Here is a 23346-nt window from a genome sequence, read left to right as displayed (position 1 = left end):
GCGCGCTCAGCCGAGCCAGCCGTCGAGCAGCGCGAGCGCTTCCGGCAGGTTCGCGCGGCCGAAGCCCACCCGCACGTGCCCCGGCTCGTCGTAGACGCCGCCGGGGAGCAGCAGCACGCCGGTCTCGGCGACGAGCCGCTCGCAGAGCGCCGCCGTCTCGTCGACGCCGTGCACGCGCGGGAAGCCGATCGGGCCCGCGCTCGGGCGCACCCACGCGAAGCGGTCGCCGCGCCGCTCGAAGAAGGCGTCGAGCAGGGGGAGATTCGCCGCGACGATCGACCGGTTGCGGTCGGCGAGCACGTCGCGATGGCGCAGCGCGACCGTCGCCAGCAGCTCGCTGGGGGCGCTCGAGCAGATCGTCGTGTAGTGCTTCAGGTCGATGATGCGCCGCAGCGCGTCCCGGTCGCACGATGCGAGCCAGCCGAGCCGGAGGCCCGGCAGACCGTACGTCTTCGACAGCGAGCCGAGCGAGAGCGCGCGGTCGTAGAGATCGCATGCGCCTGGCAGCCTCTGCGCCGGGTCGTGTTCGAGCTCGCGGTAGACCTCGTCGCAGAACAGCCAGGCGCCGCGCTCGGCGCACAGCTCGACGATCCGGTCGAGCACGGACCGCGGCATCGACGTGCCCGTCGGATTGTGCGGCGTGTTGACGTAGACGAGCCGCGTATGGGGCCGCAGAGCGCGCTCGAGCGCGTCGAGGTCGTGCGCCCAGCCGTCGGCGAAGGAGCGTCGCCACTCCGTCACGTCTGCTCCGGTGGAGCGGGCCAGCTCGAGCGCCGACTCGTAGCAGGGCGTCTCGACGACGGCGTGGTCGCCCGGCTGCAGGAGCGCGTGGTAGGCGGCGAAGATAGCCTCCTCCGCCGCCGCGCAGACGACGACGTCCTCGGGCGCGATGCGCTCGTAGATCATCGCGATCGCCGCCCGCAGCTCGGGCGCGCCGGGCGACTCGGTGTAGCCGAGCCGCAGCGCGAAGAGCCGGTCGGCCGCGCCCGGCTCGAGGGCCAGCACGTCGGCGACGGCGACCGACTCGGCGTCGCTCGAGGAGAGCATGTACCGGGCGGTGAACTCGTGACGGGCGTAGTACTGCTCGATGCGGAACGGTGCGAGGTGCACGCGCCGATCATGGCAGGCCGTCCCGGATCCTTCACCCGGCCGGCCGCGCGAAGGATCCGGGCTAAGCTGCGGCGATGGAACTCATCCACACCTGTTACCGCATCACCGATCCGGAGAAGTCGATCGCGTTCTACGAGGCGCTCGGGCTGGAGAAGCGGCGCGAGCTGCCGATCCGCGAGGAGGCCGTCAACTACTTCCTCGGCGTGCCGGGCAAGCCGCTGCCGGAGCTCGAGCTGACGTACAACTTCGGCGTCGACTCCTACGAGCCCGGCACCGGCTACGGTCACATCGCGCTCACGGTCGGGGACATGGAAGAGACGCTCGCCCGTCTCGCCGAGCAGGGGATCGAGCCGGAGCGGCCGCCGTACTCGATCCGCGAGGGCGGCTCGCTGCTCTGCTTCGTGCGCGATCCGGACGGCTACCGCATCGAGCTGATCGAGCGCGGCGACACCTAGGCCGGTCTCGCGACATGGATCACGCAGGCGCCGAGGAGCTCGAGGCCGGTCTCGCCGAGATCCGCCGCTCGCCACGCGACGGTGGGGTCGTCGAGCTGATCGTCGGCCGTCCGGCGGAGGGCGCCCGGGAGGTGCTCGAGGAAGGCACGCTCGACCTCGACGACGGCCTCGTCGGTGACTGCTGGCGCGTGCGCGGGAGCCGGAGCACGCCGGACGGCTCCGCGAATCCCGACGCGCAGCTCACTCTCATGAACAGCAGGGTCGCCGCGCTCCTCGCGGGGGAGCGGGAGCGCTGGGCTCTCGCCGGAGACCAGCTCTACGTCGACCTCGACCTGAGCGCCGGCAACCTGCCGCCGGGGACGCGGCTCGCTCTGGGCTCCGCCGTGGTGGAGGTGACGGCCGAGCCACACACCGGCTGCGTCAAGTTCCGCGACCGCTTCGGCCACGAGGCGCTCCGCTTCGTGAGCTCGCCGACGGGCAGGGCGCTCAACCTCCGCGGTGTCAACGCGAGGGTCGTCGAGCCCGGCACGGTGCGCCGCGGGGACGCCGTCCGCAAGCTGTGAGCCAGCCGCAACGCGTTGCGCCGCCGGGGGCGCCTCTCCGCGCCGCAAGGTACGGGCCGGCGTTGTCGCCGCTCGGCGCGGGGACCGTCTGCCGAACCCGGCGCCGGTCACGATCGGACGCATGGCCGATCTGCTGATCGGCGACGACGGCCTCGCGCGCTGCGGCTGGTGCGGCGACGATCCCCTCTACCGCGCCTACCACGACGAGGAGTGGGGCAGGCCGCTCGCCGACGACGCGCGGCTGTTCGAGCTGCTCACGCTGGAGGGCTTCCAGGCCGGCCTGGCGTGGATCACGATCCTGCGCAAGCGCGAGGGGTTCCGGCGCGCCTTCGGCGGCTTCGAGCTGGAGGCGGTCGCCGCGTATGCGGAGCCGGACGTCGAGCGCCTGCTAGCCGACGCGTCGATCGTCCGCCATCGCGGCAAGATCGAGGCGGCGATCGGCAACGCGCGGGCGGCGCTCGGGCTCACCGGCGGGCTCTCCGCGCTCGTGTGGTCGTTCGCGCCGCCGCCGCGCGCGCGGCGACCGCGCGCGCTCGCGGAGCTTCCTGCGGCGAGCGCCGAGTCGGTGGCGCTGTCGCAGGAGCTCAGGCGTCGCGGCTTCCGCTTCGTCGGACCCACCACCGTGTACGCGTTCATGCAGGCAGCCGGCCTCGTCGACGACCACATCGAGGGGTGCCTCGCCGTCGCCTAGTGCGCCGTCTCCAGACGTTCGACCCGAAATGGGCGCGCGAAGCGCGCCCCTTCAGGATCATGTCGCCCGGCTGCTGCGCAGCAGCCGGGCGACATGCAGCAAGCATCGAGTGCGGCGTCTCGCAACAAGGCTTTCCGGTGCAATGTTGCGAGACGCCGCACTAGACGGGAACGGCGGCGGCCCGCGACGCGGCTGCGATCAGCCCTTCGAGCACGGCAACGCCTCCGACGGGGCCGAGCAGAGGATCGACGGCGTGCTCCGGGTGGGGCATCAAGCCGAGCACGTTGCCCGCCTCGTTCGTGACTCCCGCGATCCGCCCGAGAGAGCCGTTCACGTCCTCCGTGTAGCGGAGCGCCACCTGGCCTCGCGCCTCCAGGGCGGCTATCCGCTCCCCGTCAGCGTACCAGTTTCCCTCGCCGTGCTTGACGGGGATGACGAGCTCCCGGCCGATCTCCCAGCCGGCCGCGAAGACGCTCGCCGTGCTCGCGACGGCGACGGTCACGTCGCGGCACACGAATTGCCGCTGCCGGTTGGGACGCAGCACGCCCGGCAGCAGGCCGGCCTCGCAGAGGATCTGGAAGCCGTTGCAGATGCCGAGCACCGGCCCACCCCGCGCGGCGAACGCGGTGACGGCGTCCATCACGGGCGCGAAGCGCGCGATCGCGCCGCAGCGCAGGTAGTCGCCGTACGAGAACCCGCCCGGCAGCACCACGCCTGCCGTCCTCTCCGGGAGCGCGGCATCGGCGTGCCAGACGGCGACGGCCTCGGCCCCGAGCTGCTCGAGTGCGAGCACGGCGTCGCCGTCGTCGTTCGACCCGGGAAACGTGACGACGGCGATCCGCGGCACGCCGCTCAGCGCTCCGCCTCGACCTCGACCGTGAAGGACTCGATGAGCGGGTTCGCGAGGAGCTCGGCCGCCATGCGCTCGAGCGCGGCGCGCGCCTCCGCGGGGTCGTCGCTCTCGACCTCGACCTCGACGAGGCGGCCGACGCGGACGCGCGCGACCGCGAAGCCGAGCTTGGCCAGCGAGTCGCGCACGGCCTCGCCCTGCGGGTCGAGGATGCCGGCCTTCGGTCGGATGAGAACGGTTCCCTTCACAGCACCACCTTCGGGTCGGCGAGATAGCGGTCGAACTCGATCTCCGTGAGGCGCTCGAACGCCTCGACGTAGCGCGCCCGCGTGCCGGCGACGACGTGCTCCGGCAGCTCGGGCCCGGGACGGGTGCGGTCCCAGCCCGTCGCAAGGCAGAAGTCGCGGACGAACTGCTTGTCGAAGGACGGCTGCGGGCGGCCCGGCTCGTACCCGGCGGCGGGCCAGAAGCGCGAGGAGTCGGGCGTCAGCGCCTCGTCGCCGAGCGTGACCACGCCCGCGGCGTCGACGCCCAGCTCGAACTTCGTGTCGGCGAGGATGATGCCGCGCGCCTCCGCATGGGACGCGGCGAACGCGTAGAGGGCGAGCGCCGCGGCGCGCGCGGCCGCGTAGCGCTCGTCACCGCACAGCGCGGCGGCCTCGTCCTCGCCGATGTTGAGGTCGTGCCCCTCCTCTGCCTTCGTCGCCGGCGTCACGATCGGCGCCGGAAGGCGCTCGGACTCGCGCAGCCCTCCCGGCAGCGCGTGCCCGCAGACGGCGCCGGTCTCGCGGTAGTCGACCCAGCCGGAGCCGGACAGGTAGCCGCGCACCACGATCTCGACGGGAAGCATCGTGAGCCGGCGGCACACGGTCGAGCGCGCGTCGTCACCGAGATCGAGCAGGTGGTTCGGCACGATCGCCCGCGTGCGGGCGAACCAGAAGGCCGACAGCCCGGTGAGCACGCGCCCCTTGTCGGGGATCGGTGTCGGCAGCACGACGTCGAAGGTGGAGACGCGGTCGGAGGCGACGAGCAGCAGCCGCTCGTCGTCGAGCGCGTAGATCTCACGCACCTTGCCGCTGCCGACGTGCACGGCGTCAGGCACGGGCGCCCTCCGCCTCGCGGGCGGCGACGAGCGCTCGCAGCCGCTCGAACACGGCGCCCGCGTGACGCGTGTAGGCGCCGAGGTCGCACACCGCGTCGAGATCGACGCGGCCGGCGATCTCCGCGTCGCCCTCGGCGAGCTCGCGGAACCCGACCCGTTCGTCCCACGCGCGCATGGCGGCGCGCTGCACGAGCCGGTAGGCCTCGTCACGGGCGAGACCCGACTCCACGAGGGCGAGGAGCAGCCGCTGGCTGAAGAAGAGGCCGTGACTGGACTCGAGGTTCTCGCGCATGCGCTCTTCGCGCACCACGAGCCCCTCCACCAACCAGGCGAAGCGGTCGAGCATGTAGTCGACGGCGAGGAACGAGTCGGGCAGCACGACGCGCTCGGCGGAGGAATGCGAGATGTCTCGCTCGTGCCACAGCGCGACGTTCTCGAGGCCGACGAGCGCGTTGGCGCGCACGACGCGGGCGAGCCCGCAGATCCGCTCCGCCGTGATCGGGTTGCGCTTGTGCGGCATGGCGGACGAGCCCTTCTGGCCCCGGCCGAACGGCTCCTCCACCTCGCGCACCTCGGTCCGCGCGAGGTGGCGGATCTCGGTCGCGAAGCGGTCGAGCGACGAGGCGAGCAGCGCCAGGGCCGAGAGCACCTCGGCATGCCGATCGCGCTGCAAGATCTGCGTCGAGCTCGGGGCCGGCTCGAGCCCGAGCCGTTCGCAGGCTGCACGCTCGATCTCGGGGCCGGTCGCCGAGTAGGTGCCGACGGCGCCGGAGAGCTTGCCGAACCGCAGCCCCTCGAACGCGCGCTCGAGCCGCGCGCGCTCGCGGTCGAGGGCGAACGCCCAGCCGACGAGCTTGAGCCCGAACGTCGTCGGCTCCGCGTGCACGCCGTGCGTGCGGCCCATGCAGAGCGTCCGGCGGTGCTGCTCCGCGCGCGCGACGACGGCGCGGAAGGCGCGGTCGACGCCCTCCAGCACGACCGCGCCCGCGTCCTGCACCGCGAGCGCCAGCGCCGTGTCGAGCACGTCGGACGACGTGAGCCCGTAGTGGAACCAGCGCCCCTCCTCGCCGAGCTGCTCCGCGACCGCGTCGACGAACGCGGCGACGTCGTGGTTCGTCTCGCGCTCGATCTCCGCCACGCGCTGCGGCGTCGGCGGGACGGCGCGTTCCCTGATCGCCGCCACGGTCTCGCCGGGAATCACGCCGGCCTGCGCCCAGCCCTCGAGCGCGGCCAGCTCGACGTCGAGCCACCGCCGCAGCTTCGCCTCGTCCGACCAGATCCTGGCCATCGCCGGACGGGAGTAGCGTGCGATCACGGGCCCAGTCTAGCCCCGCCCGCCCCCGGCGAGCGCGGCTCGCGACGCGAGGCGGCGAGGGCGATGTCGTCGCGACGGCGCATCCCCTGCCACGAGATGAGGTCGCAGGCCGCGTATGCCCCGGCCCGCGCGGCGGCGAGATCGCCGGCGACCGAGGTGACGTCGAGAACGCGGCCGCCGTTGCTGACGAGGCGCTCTCCGCAGCGTGCCGTCCCGGCGTGGAACACGAGCGCTCCCGCCCGCTCCGCCTCCTCGATGCCGGTGATCTCCGAGCCGCTGTCGCCGCGCGCGGGGTAGTCACGGGCCGCGAGCACGACGGTCACAGCCGCCGCGGGCAGCTGTCCCAGGGTGACGCCCGTGAGGTCGCCCGCCGCGGCGGCGGCGAGCGCCTGCAGCAGATCGCCGTCGACGAGCGGCAGCAGCGACTGCGTCTCGGGGTCGCCGAAGCGGCAGTTGTACTCGAGCACTCTGGGGCCGTCGGCGGTGAGCATGAGCCCTGCGAAGAGCGTGCCGATGAACGGGGCTCCGCGCGCGGCGAGCTCTGCGAGCACCGGCCGGCAGGTGAGGTCGACGAGCCGCTCGAGCTCGCCGCGGTCGATCCCGGGAACCGGCGCATACGACCCCATGCCGCCGGTGTTCGGCCCCTCGTCGCCGTCGTAGGCGCGCTTGAAGTCCTGTGCCGCGGACAGCGCAACGGCCCTGACGCCGTCGCAGAGCGCGAACACGGACACCTCGGGCCCCTCCAGCAGCTCCTCGACGACGAGCGGCCCCGGGAACGCCGCCAGCTCGGCGAGCCCGGCGTCGACCGCGGCCTGGCTGCGGCAGACGACGACGCCCTTGCCGGCGGCGAGCCCGTCCGCCTTGAGCACGCACGGTGCGGCCGGCTTCGGCAGCTCGGCGGCCGTGGGCACGCCGGCCGCCCGCATCACCTCCTTGGCGAACCGCTTCGATCCTTCGATGGCGGCCGCCTCCCGGCCCGGGCCGAACAGGTGGATGCCGTTGCGCCGCAGCTCGTCGGCGAGCCCGGCGACGAGCGGCGCCTCCGGACCGACGACGACGAGATCGATCCCGTGCGAGCGCGCGAGGCCCAGGATCGCCTCCCCGTCGTCGGCAGCTACCGGGTGGCACGACCCGAGCGCGGAGATACCGGGGTTGCCGGGGGCGGCGTGCAGCTCCGTCAGCAGCGGGGACTGCGCGAGCTTCCAGGCGAGCGCGTGCTCGCGCCCGCCCGAGCCGACGAGGAGGACATTCACGCGGGCCCCGGGGCGCGCCGCCTCAACGAAGGGCGAGGACGGCCTCGCGGCCCTGGCCTGTGCCGACGAGCGTGACGGGCACCCCGAGCGCCTCCTCGACGAAGCGCACGTAGCCGCGCGCAGCATCCGGAAGCCCGTCGCCGGCGAGCTCGGTCTGCCAACCGGGGAGGGTCTCCCACACGGGCCGGCAGTGGTGGAAGTCGCTCTGATGCGCGGGGAAGTCGTCCGTCTCGCTGCCGTCGGGCAGCGCATAGCGGACGCAGACGGGGATCTCGGCGAACGTCGACAGCACGTCGAGCTTCGTCAGGGCGAGGGACGTGATCCCGTTCACGCGCACGGCGAAGCGCAGCGCAGGCAGATCGAGCCAGCCGCAGCGCCGCTCGCGCCCGGTGACGGTGCCGAACTCGCCGCCGAGCCCGCGCACGCGCTCCTGCGCCTCGCCCTCGATCTCGCTCGGGAACGGCCCCTCGCCGACGCGCGTCACGTACGCCTTGGAGACGCCGAGCACCTCGTCGATCCGGTTCGGGCCGATGCCGAAGCTGACCGCCGCGCCGGCGGCGATCGGGCTGGACGAGGTGACGAACGGGTAGGTGCCGTGATCGAGGTCGAGCAGCGTGCCCTGCGCGCCCTCGAAGAGGACGCTCTCCCCGGCACGCAGCGCGCGGTCGACGAGCAGCGACGTGTCGGCGACGTAGGGGCGCAGGCGCTGCGCGTACCCCTCGTAGGTGCGCGCGACGTCCTCGAGGTCGAACGGCTCGATGTCGTACACCCGCTCCAGCCACACGTTCTTCTCGGTGATCGCGAGCTCGATCTTCTGGCGCAGGATCTTCGGGTCGAGCAGATCCTGCACGCGGATGCCGATCCGGGTCGCCTTGTCGGCGTACGCGGGGCCGATGCCACGGCGCGTCGTGCCGATCTGCAGGTTGCCGAGCTTGCGCTCGCGTGCCCCGTCGAGGGCGACGTGCCAGGGCATGATCAGGTGGGCGTTGCCGGAGACGAACACGAGGCCGGCCGTGACGTGGCCGCGCGACTCGAGGTCGTCGAGCTCCTCGATCACGACGCGGGGGTCGACGACGCAGCCGGCGCCGATCGCGGACGCCTTGCCCGCGACGATGCCGGACGGGATCTGCCGGATCTTGTACGTCTCGCCGTCGACGACGATCGTGTGCCCGGCATTGGGCCCGCCCTGGTAGCGGCAGACGAGGTCGGAGTCCTGCGCGAGCAGGTCGACGATCTTGCCCTTGCCCTCGTCGCCCCACTGCGCGCCGACGATCACGGTCGCAGGCACGTGACGCATTCTCGCATGCGCAGCCGAGCGGCGTGCCGCCTGGCGCAACCTCGACGCGATACCGTCCTGCCGCACATGCGAGACGACCTCGACCCGCTCGAGCTCCATCTCCTCGACGCGCTCGCGGAGCTCGTCGGGCCAGGCGCGCCGCAGGCGGCCGCTCCCGAGGCGGCGGCGCTGTGGCGGGCGCAGATCGACAGCCGGCACTGCGACTTCGCCGCACGGTGGCTACAGAAGGAGGGGCGCAGCTTCTACACGATCGCCTCGGCCGGCCACGAGAGCAACGCGGCGGTCGCGCTCGCGCTGCGTCCCACCGATCCGGCGCTCCTCCACTACCGCTCGGGCGGCTTCTACCTGGCCCGTTCCGGGCAGGTCGGGCACGACGGGGTGGGCGACATCCTGCTCGGCGTGACGGCGGCGCGCGACGAGCCGATCGCCGGCGGACGGCACAAGGTGTTCGGCCACCACGATCTCGCGGTGATCCCGCAGACGTCCACGATCGCCTCGCACCTGCCGCGCGCCGTGGGCGTCGCGATCGCGATCGACCGGGCGCGCAAGCTCGGCGTCGACTGCACGTGGCCGCTCGACGCCGTCGTCGTGTGCAGCTTCGGCGACGCCTCGCTCAACCATGCAGCCGCCCAGGCTGCGCTCAACACGGCGGCGCACGCCGCCCACCAGCACCTGCCGCTGCCGCTGCTGCTCGTCTGCGAGGACAACGGCCTCGGCATCAGCGTGCCGACGCCCGCGGGATGGGCGGAGGGAGCGCTGCGAGCGCGCTCGCAGCTTCGCTACGAGCGCCTGGATGGCGACGATCCGGCGGGACTGCTCGCCGGCGCCCGCGAGCTGGCGCAGTGGGTGCGCGAGAGCCGCCGCCCCGCCGTGCTCCACCTGCGGACGGTGCGCTACCTCGGCCACGCGGGCGCCGACGTCGAATCGGCCTACCGCTCGCCGCAGGCCGTCAGGGCCGACTGGGCGCGCGACCCGATCCTCGCCACGGCCCGCTGGCTCGTCGCCGCCGGCGCTCGCAGCGGGGCGGAGCTCGCAGCCGACTACGTCGAGAGCCGCGCGCGCGTGCGCGAGCGCGCCCTCGAGGCGGCGCGGCTGCCCCAGCTCGGCTCGGCGCAAGAGGTGATGCGGCCGCTCGCGCCCCGCTCGCCCGCCGCCGTCGCCGCCGCCGCCGGCGCTCGCGGCCGGTCGAGCGCCGAGCCGCTGACGCTCGCGCAGGCCGTCAACAGCGCGCTCGCAGATGCCCTCGAGCGGCATCCCGAGGCGCTCCTCTTCGGCGAGGACGTGGCGGCCAAGGGCGGCGTGTACGGCGTCACGCGCGGCCTCCACGCGCGCTTCGGCGCCGGCCGGGTGTTCGACACGCTGCTCGACGAGACCTCGATCCTCGGCCTCGCCCTCGGTGCGTCCGTCAGCGGCCTCCTGCCGCTGCCCGAGATCCAGTACCTCGCCTACCTCCACAACGCCGAGGATCAGCTGCGCGGCGAGGCGGCGACGCTCCAGTTCTTCTCGCAGGGGCAGTACCGCAACGGCATGGTCGTGCGCATCGCCGGCTACGGCTACCAGAAGGGCTTCGGCGGCCACTTCCACAACGACGACTCGGTCGCCGTCCTCCGTGACATACCCGGGCTCGTGATCGCGTCGCCGTCACGGCCCGACGACGCCGCGGCGATGCTGCGCACCTGCGTCGCGGCCGCGAAGGTCGACGGCAGCGTCTGCGCCTTCCTCGAGCCGATCGCGCTCTACCACACCCGTGACCTGTACGAGGAGCGCGACGGAGCGTGGCTGGCGGCGCCGTCGCACGAGCATGTGGCGCTCGGGTCGGCGCGCACGTACGGCGATGGGCGTGACCTGACGATCCTCACCTGGGGCAACGGCCTCTACCTTTCCCTCCGGGTTGCTCGCAGGCTCGATGCGAGGGGCGTGAAAGTGCGCGTCGTCGACCTCCGCTGGCTCGCGCCGCTGCCGATCGAGGACATCGCGCGCGAAGTGGCTGCGACCGGCCGGGTGCTCGTCGTCGACGAGACGCGGCGGACAGGCGGCGTCTCCGAGGGGATCCTGGCGGCCCTCGTCGACATCGGCTTCGAGGGGCCGATGGCGCGCGTCACGAGCAAGGACTCGTTCGTGCCGCTCGGCGACGCGGCCACGCTCGTGCTCGTCTCCGAGAACGAGATCGAGGCGGCCGCGCTCGCACTGGTCTGAACTCCAGCCCTACCCCCGCGGAGCCATGTGAGCTCCACGTAGGTGCGGCACCGGGAAGAGCGCGCGGCGTCGGTCCTGCGAGGCACGTGCCTTGCTGGACAACCGGTCCTCTGCACGCGCGATTGTCGCTGGTCCGGCGAGGCTGCGCCTCGCCCCTACGAACACGTTCGCCGACCTGGCTGCCTCGCAACGCTACGAGGCAGCCAGGTCGGCGAACTTCGCGTAGCGCTTGAGGAAGCTGAGCTTGATCGCGTCGGTGGGGCCGTTGCGGTGCTTGGCGAGGATGATCTCCGCGAGCCCCTGCGCGTCGGACTCCTCGCCGTTGTAGTACTCGTCGCGGTAGACGAACATGACGAGGTCGGCGTCCTGCTCGATGGAATTGTGGACAATAGTATTCGCCGCGACGAAGTTGTGGAGCTCGTCGACTGTGAGGTCGTAGACCTCTTCCTCTCCATCCGGTGTGACGGCAACAACCTCATCCCAGCACACGTCGCTGCGAGCGAGTGAACGAAGCTCACTCGAGTCCGCGATCTCTGCGACGCGCTCCGCGCGGGCTCGCGAAATACCAGCCTTGTAGAGAGTCGAGCCGCAATAGCGCATCCCGAGTCGCTCCTGCAACTGTCGAGCCGTGACACCCGCGCTTGCCGTCGCCGGCACCACGAGTCCCTTCCACGTCGCGCGCGGAGGCGTGTCTCGATTGGTGGTACCTGCTGCGACCGCGAGCTTGCCGAGAATCTCGCGCCGAGCTTCGCCTCGACGCTCTCCGGTCGCACCCACGAACGAGAGGAAGCGGAGTACGTCGTCGCGCCCCGTCACGTCGACGCGATGCGAAGGTCGGCCCTTCGCACCCATCGAGACGACCCGCGTGCCTGCCGTGATGCCCAGACGCAGGAGCAGGGAGACCACTCCGTACGCAAGCTCCTCGCTCGTGGTGTCGTATCGCACGACCGCGTAGGCCCGCTCGTCGCCGGCGCGCAGGCAACCGCCCGTCGCCCAGAGGTGGCGCAGGAACGTCTCGATCGCCTCGACCGGTTGCCGGAAGACCTCGTCTGGCACTCGCTTCTCGTAGCTGCGGAGCCCGAACACGCCGAGCCCGTCGAGCCACGCGGCGACGGGGTTGCGGACGCCATGGGTGAGTCTCGCCGTTGCCGGCAGGTCGACCTGGTACCAGGTCCGCTCCGCCTTCACCCTCGGCGCAACCACATCGCCGAAAACCGCCTCGGCGAGATCGGCGACCAGTGCGGCCAACTCCGGCTCACGCGTCGTGTACCGGATCGCGTGTCGGGGAAGGGTGCAGCCGTCCCCGATCAGGTGCCCGAGCAGCGCCAGCTCCGCGTCGCTCATCGTCCTCGCTCCGTCGCCACGGGTATCGAGCCGACGGGGCAAGGCGATCTGCGTCCCGGGCGCGAGCTCGTCCAGTCGGCGCCAGCGATCGAAGGCAAGGAACTTGTGGTTCGCCGTCGCACGAATCGTGCGCCCACGGCGCGTCCTCAGCAGGAAGACAGGCTTTCGCCCGGTCGCGAACGCATGGGTCACGCGCCGGGGCTCGAGCTGCCACGTCGACTCGTCGAGGGCAAGAACGTTGAACCCACTCGTTCCGACGAGGTCCCGGATCGGCCGGTGGACGCCTTCGTCCGGAAGATAGACGGGCGTTTCGCCCGCGAGGCAGCCGCTCTCTCTCAGATCCGACAGGATCGGGCGCTTGTCGTGACGCTGCTCGACGGCACGCGAGAGCTGCGAGAGCGCCAGGATCGGAACCTCGAGGTCGCGCGCCAGCACCTTCAGCGACCGGGAGATCTGCGACACCTCCTGCACCCGGTTCTCGGGGTTCGAGCCCGACGTCATCAGCTGCAGGTAGTCGACGATGATCATCCCGAGCTTCGGCTCGCGCGACTTCAGCCGGCGCGCCTTCGAGCGCAGCTCCATCATCGTGATCGAGCCCGTGTCGTCGACGTAGATCGGCGCCTTCATCAGCTTGTCGCAGGCGGCGGTGAGGCGCGGCCAGTCGTCCTGGCCGAGGCGGCCGGAGCGCAGGCGTTGCGACTCGACCTTCGCCTCGCTGCACATCATCCGCTGCGTCACCTCGGCCTTCGACATCTCGAGCGTGAACAGCGCCACCGGGGTCTCGTGGCGGACGCCGAGGTTGGCGGCGGCGCACAGCGCCAGGGCGGACTTCCCCATCGACGGTCGCGCGGCCAGGATGATCAGGTTGCCGGGCTGGAACCCGGAGGTGAGCTTGTCGAGCTCGCGGAAGCCGGACGGAATGCCGGTGATCTCGACTCCCGCCTCGTACAGGTGCATGATCCGCTCGAAGCTCTCCTTCAGCAGCGACTCGATGTGCGCGAAGTCGCCGCTGACCCGCTCCGAGGCGAGCTCGAACACCATCTGCTCGGCACGGTCGACGAGGTCGGTCGTCTGCCCGGGACGGTCCTGGCCGAGCCTCGTGATCTCCTGGCCGACGCGCACGAGGCCGCGCAGCGTCGCCATCTCCTTGACGATGCGCGCGTAGTGCTCGGCGTTCGACGCCGCCGGCACGAGGGCCGCGAGCTCGGCGATCTTGGCGCTGCCGCCGACCCGCTCGAGCTCGCCGCGCTCGTCCAGCTCGTTCGCCAGCGTGATCGCGTCGACCGGCTCGCCCTTGCCGTACAGCGCGAGCGCCGCACGGTAGATCGTGCCGTGCGACTCGCGGTAGAAATCGGAGGCGTCGAGGATCTCCGTGACGGCGCCGATCGCAGTCGGCGAGAGCAGCATCGCGCCGAGAACGGACTCCTCGGCCTCGAGGTTCTGGGGCGGCACGATGGCCGACGGCATCGTCGGAGCGGCGGTCACCGCGGCAGTCAACCTGCCGGCGCAGGCCACGGCAAGATCGGCCGCGGCACGCCGCGCAGGCGCCGACATGCAGGGAAAACAGAACGCATGTTCGGAGTCTATCCCCAGCCGCGGACGGATTGTCCCCAGAGGGCGTCCACGTTGTCCCCCGGAGATGTCCGCTCGCAGCGGGAAGTTCACACGGCTCTCCACAGGGGTGTGGAGAGCCGTGTGGAACGTCTAGGCCTCGTCCGCCTCGGCGGCGGGCTCCTCTGCCGGCTCCCCGGCGACGGGCCCTTCGACAGCGGGCTCGCCGGACGCGGGCCCGCCGGCGGCGGCAGGAGCCGCGGCGGCCTCCGCGGCGGCCTCGGCCGCCGCCATCGCGGCCAGCTCCTCCTCGGGCGGCAGCTCGCCGCCCTCGGGCACGACCATCAGCTTGAGCTCGGCGCTGACGCCGTCGAACACGTCGACCGGCACGGCGTAGCGGCCGATCCGCTTGATCGTGTCGACGCCGATCTTGCGCCGGTCGACGCGGATCTTGCGCGTGCGCCAGATCTCGTCGGCGATGTCGGTCGGGGTGACCGAGCCGAACAGCGACCCGGTCGGCCCCGCCTTGACGTCGAAGCGGAGCACGGTCTTCCCGAGCGTGGCGGCGATCTCCGCCGCCTGCTCGGCGCTGCGGGCCTCGTGCCGTGCGCGCTCCGCCTCGATGCGCCTCACCTCGGCCACGCGGCCGGGGGTCGCGACCTCCGCCAGCTTGCGCGGCAACAGGAAGTTGCGGGCGTATCCGCGGGCGACGTTCACGACCTCGCCGCGAAGCCCGACCTTCTCGACGTCCCTGAGCAGGATGATCTCCATCGTCCTAGCTCGCGACGTAGGGCAGCAGCGCGACCTCGCGGGCCCGCTTCACCGCGAGGGCGACCTGCCGCTGGTGGCGGCGGCACGCGCCCGTGATGCGGCGGTTGCGGATCTTGCCCTTCTCCGAGATGTAGCGCCGAAGCTGGTTGACGTTCTTGTAGTCCACTTCCGTCACCTTGTCCTTGCAGAAGTGGCAGCTCTTGCGCCGCCCGGGGGCGGCGCCGGAGCTGGGGCGCTTGCGCGCCGGTGCCTTTTGAGCCATGTGTGCAGATCTCCTAGAACGGGATGTCGTCGTCTGATGCGGAAGCCGGGAAGTCGGCGTTCGCCTGCTGCGCGCCGCCGCCCGGCACGAAGGAGCCGCCGCCTTCGCCGCCGTCGCCACGGCTGTCGAGGAACTGGACGGACTGCGCGATCACCTCCACCTTCGACCGCTTGCCGCCGTCGGGGGACTCCCACGACGACCAGTCGAGGCGGCCGTCGATGCCGATCCGCCGACCCTTCGCGAGATGCTGGGCGAGCATCTCGGCCTGGTTGCCGAACACCTTCACGTCGAAGAAGTTCGGCTTGTCGACCCACTGGCCGCCGGCGTCCTGCCGGCGGCCGTTGACGGCGAGCCCCATCTCGAGGACGGCGCTCCCGGACGGCAGATGCTTCAGCTCCGGGTCGCGGGTCAGGCGCCCGACGAGCGTCACGCGATTGATGTCACCGGCCATGTGTCATTCCTCCTCCGCAGCGAGATCGTCGACCACAGCATCGTGGCTCGCCGGCGCGCCCACCGAAAGTGGCTCGGACGGACCCCCCTGGGGCCGACGTGTCGCCATGTGACGCATCACGTTGTCGTCGATCTTGAGCACGCGGGAGACCTCGTCGAGCGTCTCCGGCGTGGCGCTGAAGTGCAGCAGGTGGTAGTTCCCGTCGCTCTTCTTGTCGATCTCGTAGGCGAGCTTGCGCTTGCCCCACGGCTCGTGGCGGTCGAACGTGCCGCCGCCCTTCTCGATAAGCTCGCGCACGCGCGCGATCACCTCCGCCTGGCTTTCCTCGGCGAGGTCTGGGTCCAGCAACAGCAGGATCTCGTAGTCGACCACGGGTTCCCTGTTCTCCTTCCTTCGGTCTTAGGCGGCCTCACCGGCAAGCGCACCTGGGAATGGGTGTCGCGAAGCGAGGCAGGAAGCACGAGCAACGGTAGCTGATGGACACGGGAGCTGCGGGTGGAGATCAGCTCGGGCGCCCGGCCGCCGGCGCCGGCGTCCGGCCCGCGCGGCCGGATCCGGGCTACGATCCGCTCCGTGAAGCGCGCCCTCGCCTGGGTCGCCGGCCTCGCCGGCATCGCCGCTCTCGGGCGGCTGCTCGCCCGCCGCGGAACGACGTCGCAGGCGCCCGCGCCCGCCCCCGCCGAGCCGCTCGCCGGCGAGGACGACGTCGACCCGGCCGAAGTGCTGCGCCGCAAGCTCGCCGCTCAGAGGAGCGGCCCCGCGGAGGGCGAGCAGGCGGAGACCCTCGACGAGCGGCGCGCGCGCATCCACGCCAGGGCACAGGAGACGATCGCCTCGATGCGGGACGGCGAGGATCGCGCATGAGCGCGACGGAGCGCACGCAGGCCGGTGGCGCTGCCGGCGCCGACCTCGCCGATGCGGTCAGAGTCCTGTCCGACCGGATCGAGGCCCTGCAGGCCGAGGTACGCCGGCTCGGAGAGTCGAGCCTTCCGCCCGCCGGACCCGGCTGGGACGCCGGAGCGGCCGCCGCGCCGCCGGCCGCCTCCTACGCGTGGATCGGCTCGCTGCGGGCGCCTGTGCGGCGCCGCCCGTCCGTGCCGCGCTTCCTGTTCGAGGCGCTCTTCCTCGCCGGCGCCGCGGTCGCGGCCGCGGTGGCCGAGCTCGACGCCCCCGTGATCGTCGCCGTGATGGCGGGCGCCTGGCTGCTCGTGGCGCTGATCGAATGGGCGGCCTCGCGCGCCGAGCGACGCCGCGGCGAGCTCTTCGTCGCTCCCGCGCCCGCGCCGCAGCAGCCCACGCCCGCCGACGCGGCGTGGTTCGTGCCGCCGGTCGAGCAGACCGTGCTCGAGACGCCCGCGGACGCGCGCACGGCGGTGACGAAGCTGCCGCAGCCGCAGGAGATCGAGGCCACCGTGGAGCGGCCCGCCGGCGGCTGATCGAGCCCGTGCCCGCGGCAGGGGCGAACCGTAGGCTGTCGCGATGCTCTTCCCGACCGCGACGTTCGCGATCTTCTTCCTGATCGTCCTGCCGCTGTCGTGGCTCGCGATGCCGAAGGTGCACCGCTGGCGCCCCTTCATCGTCGCCGCAAGCTACGTCTTCTACGCCTGGTGGGACTGGCGGTTCATCCTCCTGCTCGCCGGCTGCACCGTCTGGAACCAGCTCATGGCGGTGCGCATCCACCGCGCCACGGCGCGGGCGCGGAGAAAGGCGCTGCTGTGGCTCGCGCTCGCCGGCGACCTCGGCGTGCTCGGCTACTTCAAGTACTACGACTTCTTCGTCAACTCGTCCGGGAGCCTGCTTGCGTTCGTCGGCCTCGACGCGCCGCTGTCGCTGCGGTCGATCGTCCTGCCCGTCGGCATCTCCTTCTACACCTTCATGGCGATCAGCTACGTCGTCGACACCTACCGCGGCGACATCGTGCCGACGACGCTCGAGAAGTTCGCCGCCTACCTGTCGTTCTTCCCGCACCTCGTCGCCGGGCCGATCGTGCGGCCCGGGGAGCTCATCCCCCAGCTCGACACGCCTCGCGACCCGCGCCGCGTCGATACGAGCCGCGCCTTCTACCTCATCGCGACGGGGCTGTTCAAGAAGGTGGTGATCGCGAACTACCTCGCCGCGAGCATCGTCGACCAGGTGTTCGCGGCGCCGGGCCAGCATTCGTCGCTCGAGATCCTGATCGCGATCTACGCGTATGCGGTGCAGATCTACGCCGACTTCTCCGGCTACACGGATATCGCGATCGGCATCGCGCTCCTGCTCGGCTTCTCGTTTCCGCAGAACTTCGACTCGCCCTATACGGCCCGCTCGCTGCAGGACTTCTGGCGCCGCTGGCACATGACGCTGTCGCGGTGGCTGCGCGACTACGTCTACATCCCGCTCGGCGGCAGCCGCAGGGGCACGGTGCTCACGTACCGCAACGTGCTGCTGACGATGCTCATCGGCGGCCTCTGGCACGGGGCCGGATGGACGTTCGTCGTGTGGGGCGGGATCCACGGCGTCGGCCTCGCGGCGGAGCGCTGGTGGAGGCACGGGTCAGGCCATGCGCCTGCTCCCTCGACGTTGCGGCGGCGTGCCGTCGAGCGCGTGCTCACGTTCCACCTCGTCTGCCTCGCGTGGGTGTTCTTCCGCGCCGACACGTTCGGTCGGGCGTTCGACCTGCTCTCGGGCCTCGTCACCGGTTGGGGCGCGCCGTCGCCGCTCGTCAGCCTCGGCGTGCTGCTCGCGATCGCGGTCGGCATCGGCTCGCAGTATCTGCCCGCGCGGGTGCCGTTCCTGCTCATGGAACGCTTCGCGCGCCTGCCGCTGCTCGGCCAGGCGGCCACCCTGGCAATCGCGCTGACCCTGACGAACGCGCTCGGCCCCGAGGGCGTGGCACCCTTCATCTACTTCCGCTTCTGATGGCGGCACGTACGCATCCACGCACGCAGACGCCGCCGCGGGCGCGCCGCGGCGAGGACGGCCGTCTGCTGTCGAGCGCGGGTCGCGGGATCGCCGTCGCGGTGCTGGCGCTCGCCGCCGGCGCGCTGCTCACGGCGCCCGGCATGCACAAGTCGGCGTTCAACCAGCAGCCCGGCCTGCGGCGCGACGTGGCGCTCGCGATCACGGGGCCGCTCGCGCGCGTGAGCCACGCGCTGCTGCTCGACCGGCCGCGGCAGCTCGTGAGGGACGCGATCGGCCGCGGCGACGGCGACAGGATCGACACCGAGATCGCGCTGCCGCCCGCGGCGCCCGCCACGTCCGGGCCGGCGCCGGCGCCGCCGGCGCTGCCGGTCTTCACGCCGAAGCGGAAGCTGCGCCTGTGGGTCGCGGGCGACTCGCTCGTGATCACGCCGGGCTACTCGCTCGTGCGCGCGGCCGGCGCGAGCCCCGTGATCCGGTCGCTGGGCGTCGACGGCCGTGTCGGCACGGGGCTCGAGCGACCCGACGTGTTCAACTGGTTCACCGAGATCAGGGCGCAGGTGAAGCGGCTGCGCGCCGACGTCGTCGTGCTCGGCTTCGGCGGCAACGACGACCACGGCTACATGACGGGGCTGCCCGACGGGGTGAGCGTCGACGGCTTCGGCACGCCCTCCTGGCGGCGCGAGTACGCCCGCCGCGTCGGCGGGCTCTTCGACACGATCGCGCGCGCAGGTGCCGTCGCGGTGTGGATCGGCCTGCCCATCACTCGCAGCAGGAAGCAGACGCAGCGCTTCGACGTCATCAACTCCGTCGTCGCGCGTGAGGCGAGGAAACGGCGCGGCAGGGCGATCTACGTCGACACCTACGCGATGTTCGCAGGCGCCGACGGCGGGTACGCCGAGTACCTGCAAGGCGCGAACGGCACGTCGATCAAGGTGCGGGCAGGCGACGGCGTGCACCTCGACAGCGCCGGCGGCGACATGGTCGCACGCGAGGTGCTGAAGCGACTGAACGAGACGTTCGACCTCACGAGCTGGCGGCGGAAGAGATGAGCGGTCGCGCGTAAAGTCGTAAAACTACAATCATAGAAGTGACTTTGACAAGTGAAGTAATGGGGGCTAGAATCCAGGACTTCGTCAGGTCGATCCGAGGAGCGCTCGCAGCGATGGACCCGCTCATCCCAGCCGTGCACGACCCGGCCGCCGGCACCGAAGCCGCTGACCGCGCACACGGGAGACGACGACTGCCAGTTCTCGACGAGCCCCTGCCCGCCCACACCGCAACACGACGAGGAGAAGCGAATGAGCATCCAGCTTGGTGACGAGGCCCCGGACTTCACCGCGGAGTCGACGGAGGGCACGATCAGCTTCCACGACTTCCTCGGGGATTCCTGGGGCGTCCTGTTCTCCCATCCGGCCGACTTCACGCCGGTCTGCACGACCGAGCTCGGGAGAGTGGCGGCGCTGAAGGAGGAGTTCGAGAAGCGCGACACGAAGGTCGTCGGGCTCAGCGTCGACCCGCTCGGCTCGCACCGGGAGTGGGCCGGCGACATCGAGGACGTGACCGGCCACAAGCTGAACTTCCCCCTCGTCGCCGATCCCGATCGGACGGTTGCCGATCTGTACGGGATGATCCATCCCAACGCGAGCGACACGACGACCGTGCGCTCGGTGTTCGTGATCGGACCGGACAAGAAGGTGAAGCTGACGCTCACGTATCCCGCCGCCACCGGCCGCGACTTCGGCGAGATCCTGCGCACGATCGACTCGCTGCAGCTGACCGCCAAGCACAAGGTCGCAACCCCGGCGGACTGGCGCCAGGGCGAGGACGTGATCATCACCACGGCCGTCAGCGACGAGGAAGCGGCGGAGCGCTTCCCCGGCTACGAGACCGTGAAGCCGTACCTCCGCACGACGCGGCAGCCGACCGGCTAGACCCCGCGGACACCGGCCGCCGCACGTTCACCTCCACGTGCGCGGACGCTTCTCGCCACCGCCGGTCGGCGGCCCGTCCCGGTCGGCGGCCACGGTGGCGAGGTGCCCGCGGGGTCGCTCGTCGAGCGCCGCTCCGGCCTTCGCGGCGGCGAGCGCGAACAGCCCGCCGCGCCTCCAGACCGAGGCCGTGCAGGTCGCCCGGTGCGGTGCAGGTTCCGATGCCGGACGAGCCGACGGCAGAGGCCGCTCGCGCAGCGGTCGTCGCGCTCCTGGAGAGGAACATTCCTCGCGCGGGCGGGCCCGCGGCATCGCCGCGGAGATCGCCGCGATGCCGCCTCCCGCCGAGCTCGTCCCGTCCTGGCCGGCGCTCTCGAAGACGAGCCGGCGGATGTCGTAGGTGGTTCGCAGCCCCAACACCGTGACAGGCCGCATCGACGTGAGCTGCGGGATCCCGACCCGATCACCGCCGGGTAGGATCGGCCCATGTTCCACTACGCCGAGCGTCGCCGACGCCTCTCCGACCGGATGCGCGCCGAGGGCGTCGACATCCTCTTCCTCGGCCTCTCGGCCGATCTCGAGTACCTCTCGGGCGTGGAGCGCGGGGTCCCGTTCTTCGGGCAGAGCTCCTACGCGCACGGATGGGTAGCCGGCGGCTTCTTCCGCCCCGACGCCGATCCCGTGCTCGTCCTCCCGCGCATGGTGGCGGCCTTCGACCTCCCGGTCAAGCCGGACGGCGAGATCGTCGTCGTGAACGAGACGGACGATGGGTTCGCGGTCTTCGAGCGGGTCGCGAAGGGCCTCGGCCAGGCCTCCGCGGTGGCGATCGGCGACCGCGTGTGGGCCGAGACGACGCTCAACCTGGGCCGGATCTTCGGATTCGACCGGCTCCGGACCGGTTCGTCGCTCGTCAACGAGCTCCGCCGGGTCAAGACGCCCGAGGAGCTCGAGGCGATGGGCCGCGCATGCCGGACGGTCGAGCGGGCGATGGAGGCCGTGACGCCGCGCGTCCAGCCTGGCGTCAGCATGGCGGAGCTCGTCGAGGAGGTGGAGTACCAGCTGCGGCTGGCAGGCTCCCGCACGCCCTCGTTCGCGACGCACGTCTTCACCGGGCTCGACCCCGACAGCCTTGACTCCTCGACAGGCACGGCGCGCGTCCCGATGCCCGAGGGGATGTCGGTGATGTTCGACTTCGGTGGCGTCGTGGACGGGTACTGCTCGGACTTCGGACGAACCGTCGTCGCCGGCGAGTCCTCGCAGGAGCTCCTGGACGCCTACGACGTCATGCTCGCCGCCTACGAAGCGGGCCGTGCCGCGTGCCGTCCGGGCGCGCTCGCGCGCGAGGTCGACGCGGCGTGCCGTGCGCCGATCGAGGAGGCGGGGCTCGGGCCTCACTTCCGCCACCGCATGGGACACGGCATCGGGCTTGACGTGCACGAGCGCCCGTTCGTCTCGTCCGAGGACGAGACGCCGCTCGAGGCGGGCATGACCTTCACGGACGAGCCCTCGATCATCGTTCCGAACGCCTTCAGCGTCCGGATCGAGAACATCATCGTGTGCGACGAGCGGGGCGGGCGGGTGCTGAACGAGTACCCCGACGCGCTCGTCTGCAACCGCTGAGCGGTGTCGTGCGAGGGGCCGCGGCGTGTGCCGCGGCCCCTCGCACGGAGACTCAGCCCTTTGGCTTCGTCTGGGTGACGTCGATCGAGTAGACCGAGTTGAACTTCGCCGTCGCGAGATCCTTCGTGGCGACGAAGACCTGCGTCGGCTGGAGCAGCGGGAAGAACGGCCCGTAGGCGTTCAGCCGCTTCTGGATCGTCTGGTAGAGCCTTTCGCGCGCCGCGTCGTTCGTCGTCACGCGGGCGGTCGCCCCGAGCGCCTCGACCGTCTTCTCGGACCCGGCGGGCCAGCCGGCGCGGAGCCCGACGAGCTCGCCCGGCAAGAACGCGAGGTAGTCGGAGGGATCCGGGTAGTCGGGCCCCCAGAGCGAGAGGCCGAACGGCATCTTTCCGTCGCGGTAGCGCTGGAGCCACGTCCCGACCGGCGCGCCCGCGAGCTCGACGTTGAGGCCGGCCGCCTGCAGGTTGGCCTGGACCTTCTGGGCAAGGCTGTCGAAGAGCACGCCGTTGATCGTCAGGCTGCTCGGAAACTCGAGCGTGATCTTCTGGTCGGCGAGGCCGGACGCCGCGAACGCGGCCTTCGCCTTCGCCAGGTCCTGCTTGACCGCCGAGCTCTGAGGCAGGGCACCGAGGAACATGGACGGGATGATCCCCGGGGCCTGGATCGCTCCCGGACCGGCGACGCCCGCGATCGCCTTGTAGTCGAGTGCGTAGCGGACACCCCGCTGGAAGTTCTTGTTCGATGCGAACCCGGAGACCTTCGGGTCGTTGTTCGCGAAGAGGAAGAACACCCAGGTGGAGGGGGTCGTGAGGACGCTCAGGCTCTTGCTTCCCTGGATCGTCTGCGCCTGCTGCGCGGACAGGTCGATCGCCACCTCGTACTTCCCGCGCTGGACGTTGATCAGCTGGGTGGGGGCGATCATGTTGCGGACGACGACGCTCGAGAACGCCGGCTTGCTCTGGCCCCAGTACTTCGGGTTCGGGGCGAGGACGATCTGCGAGCTTGTGCTGTACTGCTTGAGCACGTACGGGCCGCTGCCGGCGCCCAGCGACTTCGGCGAGTTGAACCACTGCTCGGCCTTGTCCGTCTTGTCGGCGTCCGCCGCGTCCGTGCCACCGTTCTTCTTGACGAGCTTCGAGTTGACGATCGAGAGCGAGGTGTTCGCGAGGATCGCCGGGAGCGCCGAGTTGGCGTTCGCCGAGCGCATCAGGACCCTGTACTTGCCTGCGGCGCTGACCGTTACCCCGTCGAGCAGGAACGACGGGTTGCCCTTGAGTCTGACGAGGCGGCGGAGCGAGAAGACGACGTCGGCCGAGGTGAGCGGGGTGCCGTCCGCGAACCGGACGTCCTTGCGCAACTGGAAGGTGAACGTCTTCGCGTCGCTGCTCGCCTTCCACGATTGGACGAGGAGCGGCACCGGATGCGCGACGTCGCTGCCTTTGTAGGTGAACAAGGTGTCGAACACGGCGCGGTTGACGATCGAGGCCGTCGGCTCGAACGCCCGCTGCGGGTCGGCCGTCTTGATCTCGAACGACTTGTCGACCACGAGGGTTGGCACGGCCTTCGTGCCGCTCTTGGCGGCGAAGGCGGCCGTCGTTGCGACGAGCGACACGACGAGGACGAGCAGCACCTTCGCCATGACGCGAGTCGAGGGACGAGACATGCGATTCCTCCGTTCTTGGTGGA

General features: G+C 71.5%; 24 protein-coding genes. 10 read left to right on the top strand and 14 right to left on the bottom strand.

Translation table 11 applies throughout. The features are described 5' to 3' along the window. Positions 1–6 precede the first annotated feature (6 nt). Positions 7–1110: an aminotransferase class I/II-fold pyridoxal phosphate-dependent enzyme gene (locus Gocc_RS01710; RefSeq protein ID WP_114794797.1), complete on the bottom strand. Its 1104-nt coding sequence runs from the start codon at positions 1108–1110 to the stop codon at positions 7–9. Between the two features lie 74 nt (positions 1111–1184). Here Gocc_RS01710 and Gocc_RS01705 point away from each other — a divergent pair, with 74 nt between their 5' ends. The 3 genes from Gocc_RS01705 to Gocc_RS01695 all read left to right on the top strand — a co-directional run bounded on the left by Gocc_RS01705 (position 1185) and on the right by Gocc_RS01695 (position 2819). Then, the gene (locus Gocc_RS01705; RefSeq protein WP_114794796.1) at positions 1185–1565 is read left to right on the top strand and encodes a VOC family protein; all 381 of its coding nucleotides are present in this window, start codon (positions 1185–1187) and stop codon (positions 1563–1565) included. 14 nt (positions 1566–1579) lie between these two features. Beyond that, the gene (locus Gocc_RS01700; protein WP_114794795.1) at positions 1580–2128 is read left to right on the top strand and encodes an MOSC domain-containing protein; all 549 of its coding nucleotides are present in this window, start codon (positions 1580–1582) and stop codon (positions 2126–2128) included. Positions 2129–2249: 121 nt separating this feature from the next. Then, positions 2250–2819: a DNA-3-methyladenine glycosylase I gene (locus Gocc_RS01695; protein ID WP_114794794.1), complete on the top strand. Its 570-nt coding sequence runs from the start codon at positions 2250–2252 to the stop codon at positions 2817–2819. A 160-nt stretch (positions 2820–2979) separates the two neighbouring features. Here the strand turns inward: Gocc_RS01695 and purQ are convergent, their stop codons facing one another. From purQ to Gocc_RS01665, 6 genes are read right to left on the bottom strand one after another with little or no spacing between them, the layout of a single operon-like run. After that, on the bottom strand, positions 2980–3666 hold the full coding sequence (purQ, locus tag Gocc_RS01690) for a phosphoribosylformylglycinamidine synthase subunit PurQ (RefSeq protein ID WP_114794793.1): 687 nt from the start codon (positions 3664–3666) through the stop codon (positions 2980–2982). A gap of 5 nt (positions 3667–3671) precedes the next feature. Beyond that, positions 3672–3917: a phosphoribosylformylglycinamidine synthase subunit PurS gene (gene purS / locus Gocc_RS01685; RefSeq protein ID WP_114794792.1), complete on the bottom strand. Its 246-nt coding sequence runs from the start codon at positions 3915–3917 to the stop codon at positions 3672–3674. Then, the gene (locus tag Gocc_RS01680) at positions 3914–4771 is read right to left on the bottom strand and encodes a phosphoribosylaminoimidazolesuccinocarboxamide synthase (RefSeq protein ID WP_114794791.1); all 858 of its coding nucleotides are present in this window, start codon (positions 4769–4771) and stop codon (positions 3914–3916) included. The genes purS and Gocc_RS01680 overlap by 4 nt, the downstream gene beginning before the upstream one ends. Then, positions 4764–6086, bottom strand: a complete 1323-nt coding sequence (gene purB / locus Gocc_RS01675) for an adenylosuccinate lyase (RefSeq protein ID WP_114794790.1) — start codon at positions 6084–6086, stop codon at positions 4764–4766. Before purB ends, Gocc_RS01680 begins: the two co-directional genes overlap by 8 nt. Continuing rightward, the gene (gene purD, locus Gocc_RS01670) at positions 6083–7339 is read right to left on the bottom strand and encodes a phosphoribosylamine--glycine ligase (RefSeq protein WP_114794789.1); all 1257 of its coding nucleotides are present in this window, start codon (positions 7337–7339) and stop codon (positions 6083–6085) included. The genes purB and purD overlap by 4 nt, the downstream gene beginning before the upstream one ends. 22 nt (positions 7340–7361) lie before the next feature. Further along, on the bottom strand, positions 7362–8627 hold the full coding sequence (locus Gocc_RS01665) for an adenylosuccinate synthase (RefSeq protein ID WP_114795133.1): 1266 nt from the start codon (positions 8625–8627) through the stop codon (positions 7362–7364). Positions 8628–8702: 75 nt separating this feature from the next. Between Gocc_RS01665 and Gocc_RS01660 the strand changes: the two genes are divergently transcribed. After that, positions 8703–10832, top strand: a complete 2130-nt coding sequence (locus Gocc_RS01660) for a thiamine pyrophosphate-dependent enzyme (protein WP_114794788.1) — start codon at positions 8703–8705, stop codon at positions 10830–10832. Between the two features lie 192 nt (positions 10833–11024). On the opposite strand, the gene Gocc_RS01655 is transcribed toward Gocc_RS01660, so the two are convergent. The 5 genes from Gocc_RS01655 to rpsF all read right to left on the bottom strand — a co-directional run bounded on the left by Gocc_RS01655 (position 11025) and on the right by rpsF (position 15583). After that, positions 11025–13661: a replicative DNA helicase gene (locus tag Gocc_RS01655; protein WP_220150388.1), complete on the bottom strand. Its 2637-nt coding sequence runs from the start codon at positions 13659–13661 to the stop codon at positions 11025–11027. Positions 13662–13880: 219 nt separating this feature from the next. Beyond that, positions 13881–14498 (bottom strand): 50S ribosomal protein L9, encoded by a 618-nt coding sequence (gene rplI, locus Gocc_RS01650; RefSeq protein WP_220150387.1) that lies wholly within the window; start codon positions 14496–14498, stop codon positions 13881–13883. A 4-nt stretch (positions 14499–14502) separates the two neighbouring features. Continuing rightward, positions 14503–14760 (bottom strand): 30S ribosomal protein S18, encoded by a 258-nt coding sequence (gene rpsR, locus Gocc_RS01645; RefSeq protein WP_114794787.1) that lies wholly within the window; start codon positions 14758–14760, stop codon positions 14503–14505. 13 nt (positions 14761–14773) lie between these two features. Then, positions 14774–15211 (bottom strand): single-stranded DNA-binding protein, encoded by a 438-nt coding sequence (locus tag Gocc_RS01640; RefSeq protein WP_114794786.1) that lies wholly within the window; start codon positions 15209–15211, stop codon positions 14774–14776. 3 nt (positions 15212–15214) lie between these two features. Next, positions 15215–15583, bottom strand: a complete 369-nt coding sequence (gene rpsF, locus Gocc_RS01635; RefSeq protein WP_114794785.1) for a 30S ribosomal protein S6 — start codon at positions 15581–15583, stop codon at positions 15215–15217. A gap of 201 nt (positions 15584–15784) precedes the next feature. Here rpsF and Gocc_RS01630 point away from each other — a divergent pair, with 201 nt between their 5' ends. The 5 genes from Gocc_RS01630 to Gocc_RS01610 all read left to right on the top strand — a co-directional run bounded on the left by Gocc_RS01630 (position 15785) and on the right by Gocc_RS01610 (position 20043). Continuing rightward, complete coding sequence (locus tag Gocc_RS01630; RefSeq protein WP_114794784.1) at positions 15785–16075, top strand: hypothetical protein; 291 nt, start codon at positions 15785–15787, stop codon at positions 16073–16075. Next, positions 16072–16647 (top strand): hypothetical protein, encoded by a 576-nt coding sequence (locus Gocc_RS01625; protein ID WP_114794783.1) that lies wholly within the window; start codon positions 16072–16074, stop codon positions 16645–16647. The genes Gocc_RS01630 and Gocc_RS01625 overlap by 4 nt, the downstream gene beginning before the upstream one ends. Before the next feature lie 43 nt (positions 16648–16690). Then, positions 16691–18109, top strand: a complete 1419-nt coding sequence (locus Gocc_RS01620; protein WP_114794782.1) for an MBOAT family O-acyltransferase — start codon at positions 16691–16693, stop codon at positions 18107–18109. Next, positions 18109–19161: a DUF459 domain-containing protein gene (locus Gocc_RS01615; protein WP_114794781.1), complete on the top strand. Its 1053-nt coding sequence runs from the start codon at positions 18109–18111 to the stop codon at positions 19159–19161. The genes Gocc_RS01620 and Gocc_RS01615 overlap by 1 nt, the downstream gene beginning before the upstream one ends. Positions 19162–19410: 249 nt before the next feature. Next, positions 19411–20043, top strand: a complete 633-nt coding sequence (locus Gocc_RS01610; protein WP_114794780.1) for a peroxiredoxin — start codon at positions 19411–19413, stop codon at positions 20041–20043. Between the two features lie 27 nt (positions 20044–20070). Here Gocc_RS01610 and Gocc_RS01605 read toward each other — a convergent pair whose 3' ends face one another. Beyond that, positions 20071–20460: a hypothetical protein gene (locus Gocc_RS01605; RefSeq protein WP_147281150.1), complete on the bottom strand. Its 390-nt coding sequence runs from the start codon at positions 20458–20460 to the stop codon at positions 20071–20073. Between the two features lie 66 nt (positions 20461–20526). On the opposite strand from Gocc_RS01605, the gene Gocc_RS01600 reads away from it, so the two are divergent. Further along, on the top strand, positions 20527–21660 hold the full coding sequence (locus Gocc_RS01600) for a M24 family metallopeptidase (protein WP_114794778.1): 1134 nt from the start codon (positions 20527–20529) through the stop codon (positions 21658–21660). Between the two features lie 52 nt (positions 21661–21712). On the opposite strand, the gene Gocc_RS01595 is transcribed toward Gocc_RS01600, so the two are convergent. Continuing rightward, the gene (locus Gocc_RS01595) at positions 21713–23299 is read right to left on the bottom strand and encodes an ABC transporter substrate-binding protein (protein ID WP_181813282.1); all 1587 of its coding nucleotides are present in this window, start codon (positions 23297–23299) and stop codon (positions 21713–21715) included. Positions 23300–23346 lie beyond the last annotated feature (47 nt).

It is taken from the genome of Gaiella occulta, from assembly GCF_003351045.1.
GTDB classification, from domain to species: Bacteria; Actinomycetota; Thermoleophilia; order Gaiellales; family Gaiellaceae; genus Gaiella; species Gaiella occulta.
Note: the sequence above shows the minus strand (reverse complement) of the source record. Positions and strands in the feature narration are given on the sequence as shown.

What these genes read in the sequence shown, in the direction of transcription:
- Gocc_RS01705 (WP_114794796.1), top strand. Translation starts at nt 1,185, where the DNA reads ATGGAACTCATCCACACCTGTTACCGCATCACCGATCCGGAGAAGTCG.
- Gocc_RS01700 (WP_114794795.1), top strand. Translation starts at nt 1,580, where the DNA reads ATGGATCACGCAGGCGCCGAGGAGCTCGAGGCCGGTCTCGCCGAGATC.
- Gocc_RS01695 (WP_114794794.1), top strand. Translation starts at nt 2,250, where the DNA reads ATGGCCGATCTGCTGATCGGCGACGACGGCCTCGCGCGCTGCGGCTGG.
- Gocc_RS01660 (WP_114794788.1), top strand. Translation starts at nt 8,703, where the DNA reads ATGCGAGACGACCTCGACCCGCTCGAGCTCCATCTCCTCGACGCGCTC.
- rplI (WP_220150387.1), bottom strand. Translation starts at nt 14,498, where the DNA reads ATGGAGATCATCCTGCTCAGGGACGTCGAGAAGGTCGGGCTTCGCGGC.
- rpsR (WP_114794787.1), bottom strand. Translation starts at nt 14,760, where the DNA reads ATGGCTCAAAAGGCACCGGCGCGCAAGCGCCCCAGCTCCGGCGCCGCC.
- Gocc_RS01640 (WP_114794786.1), bottom strand. Translation starts at nt 15,211, where the DNA reads ATGGCCGGTGACATCAATCGCGTGACGCTCGTCGGGCGCCTGACCCGC.
- Gocc_RS01625 (WP_114794783.1), top strand. Translation starts at nt 16,072, where the DNA reads ATGAGCGCGACGGAGCGCACGCAGGCCGGTGGCGCTGCCGGCGCCGAC.
- Gocc_RS01620 (WP_114794782.1), top strand. Translation starts at nt 16,691, where the DNA reads ATGCTCTTCCCGACCGCGACGTTCGCGATCTTCTTCCTGATCGTCCTG.
- Gocc_RS01615 (WP_114794781.1), top strand. Translation starts at nt 18,109, where the DNA reads ATGGCGGCACGTACGCATCCACGCACGCAGACGCCGCCGCGGGCGCGC.
- Gocc_RS01610 (WP_114794780.1), top strand. Translation starts at nt 19,411, where the DNA reads ATGAGCATCCAGCTTGGTGACGAGGCCCCGGACTTCACCGCGGAGTCG.
- Gocc_RS01600 (WP_114794778.1), top strand. Translation starts at nt 20,527, where the DNA reads ATGTTCCACTACGCCGAGCGTCGCCGACGCCTCTCCGACCGGATGCGC.
- Gocc_RS01595 (WP_181813282.1), bottom strand. Translation starts at nt 23,299, where the DNA reads ATGGCGAAGGTGCTGCTCGTCCTCGTCGTGTCGCTCGTCGCAACGACG.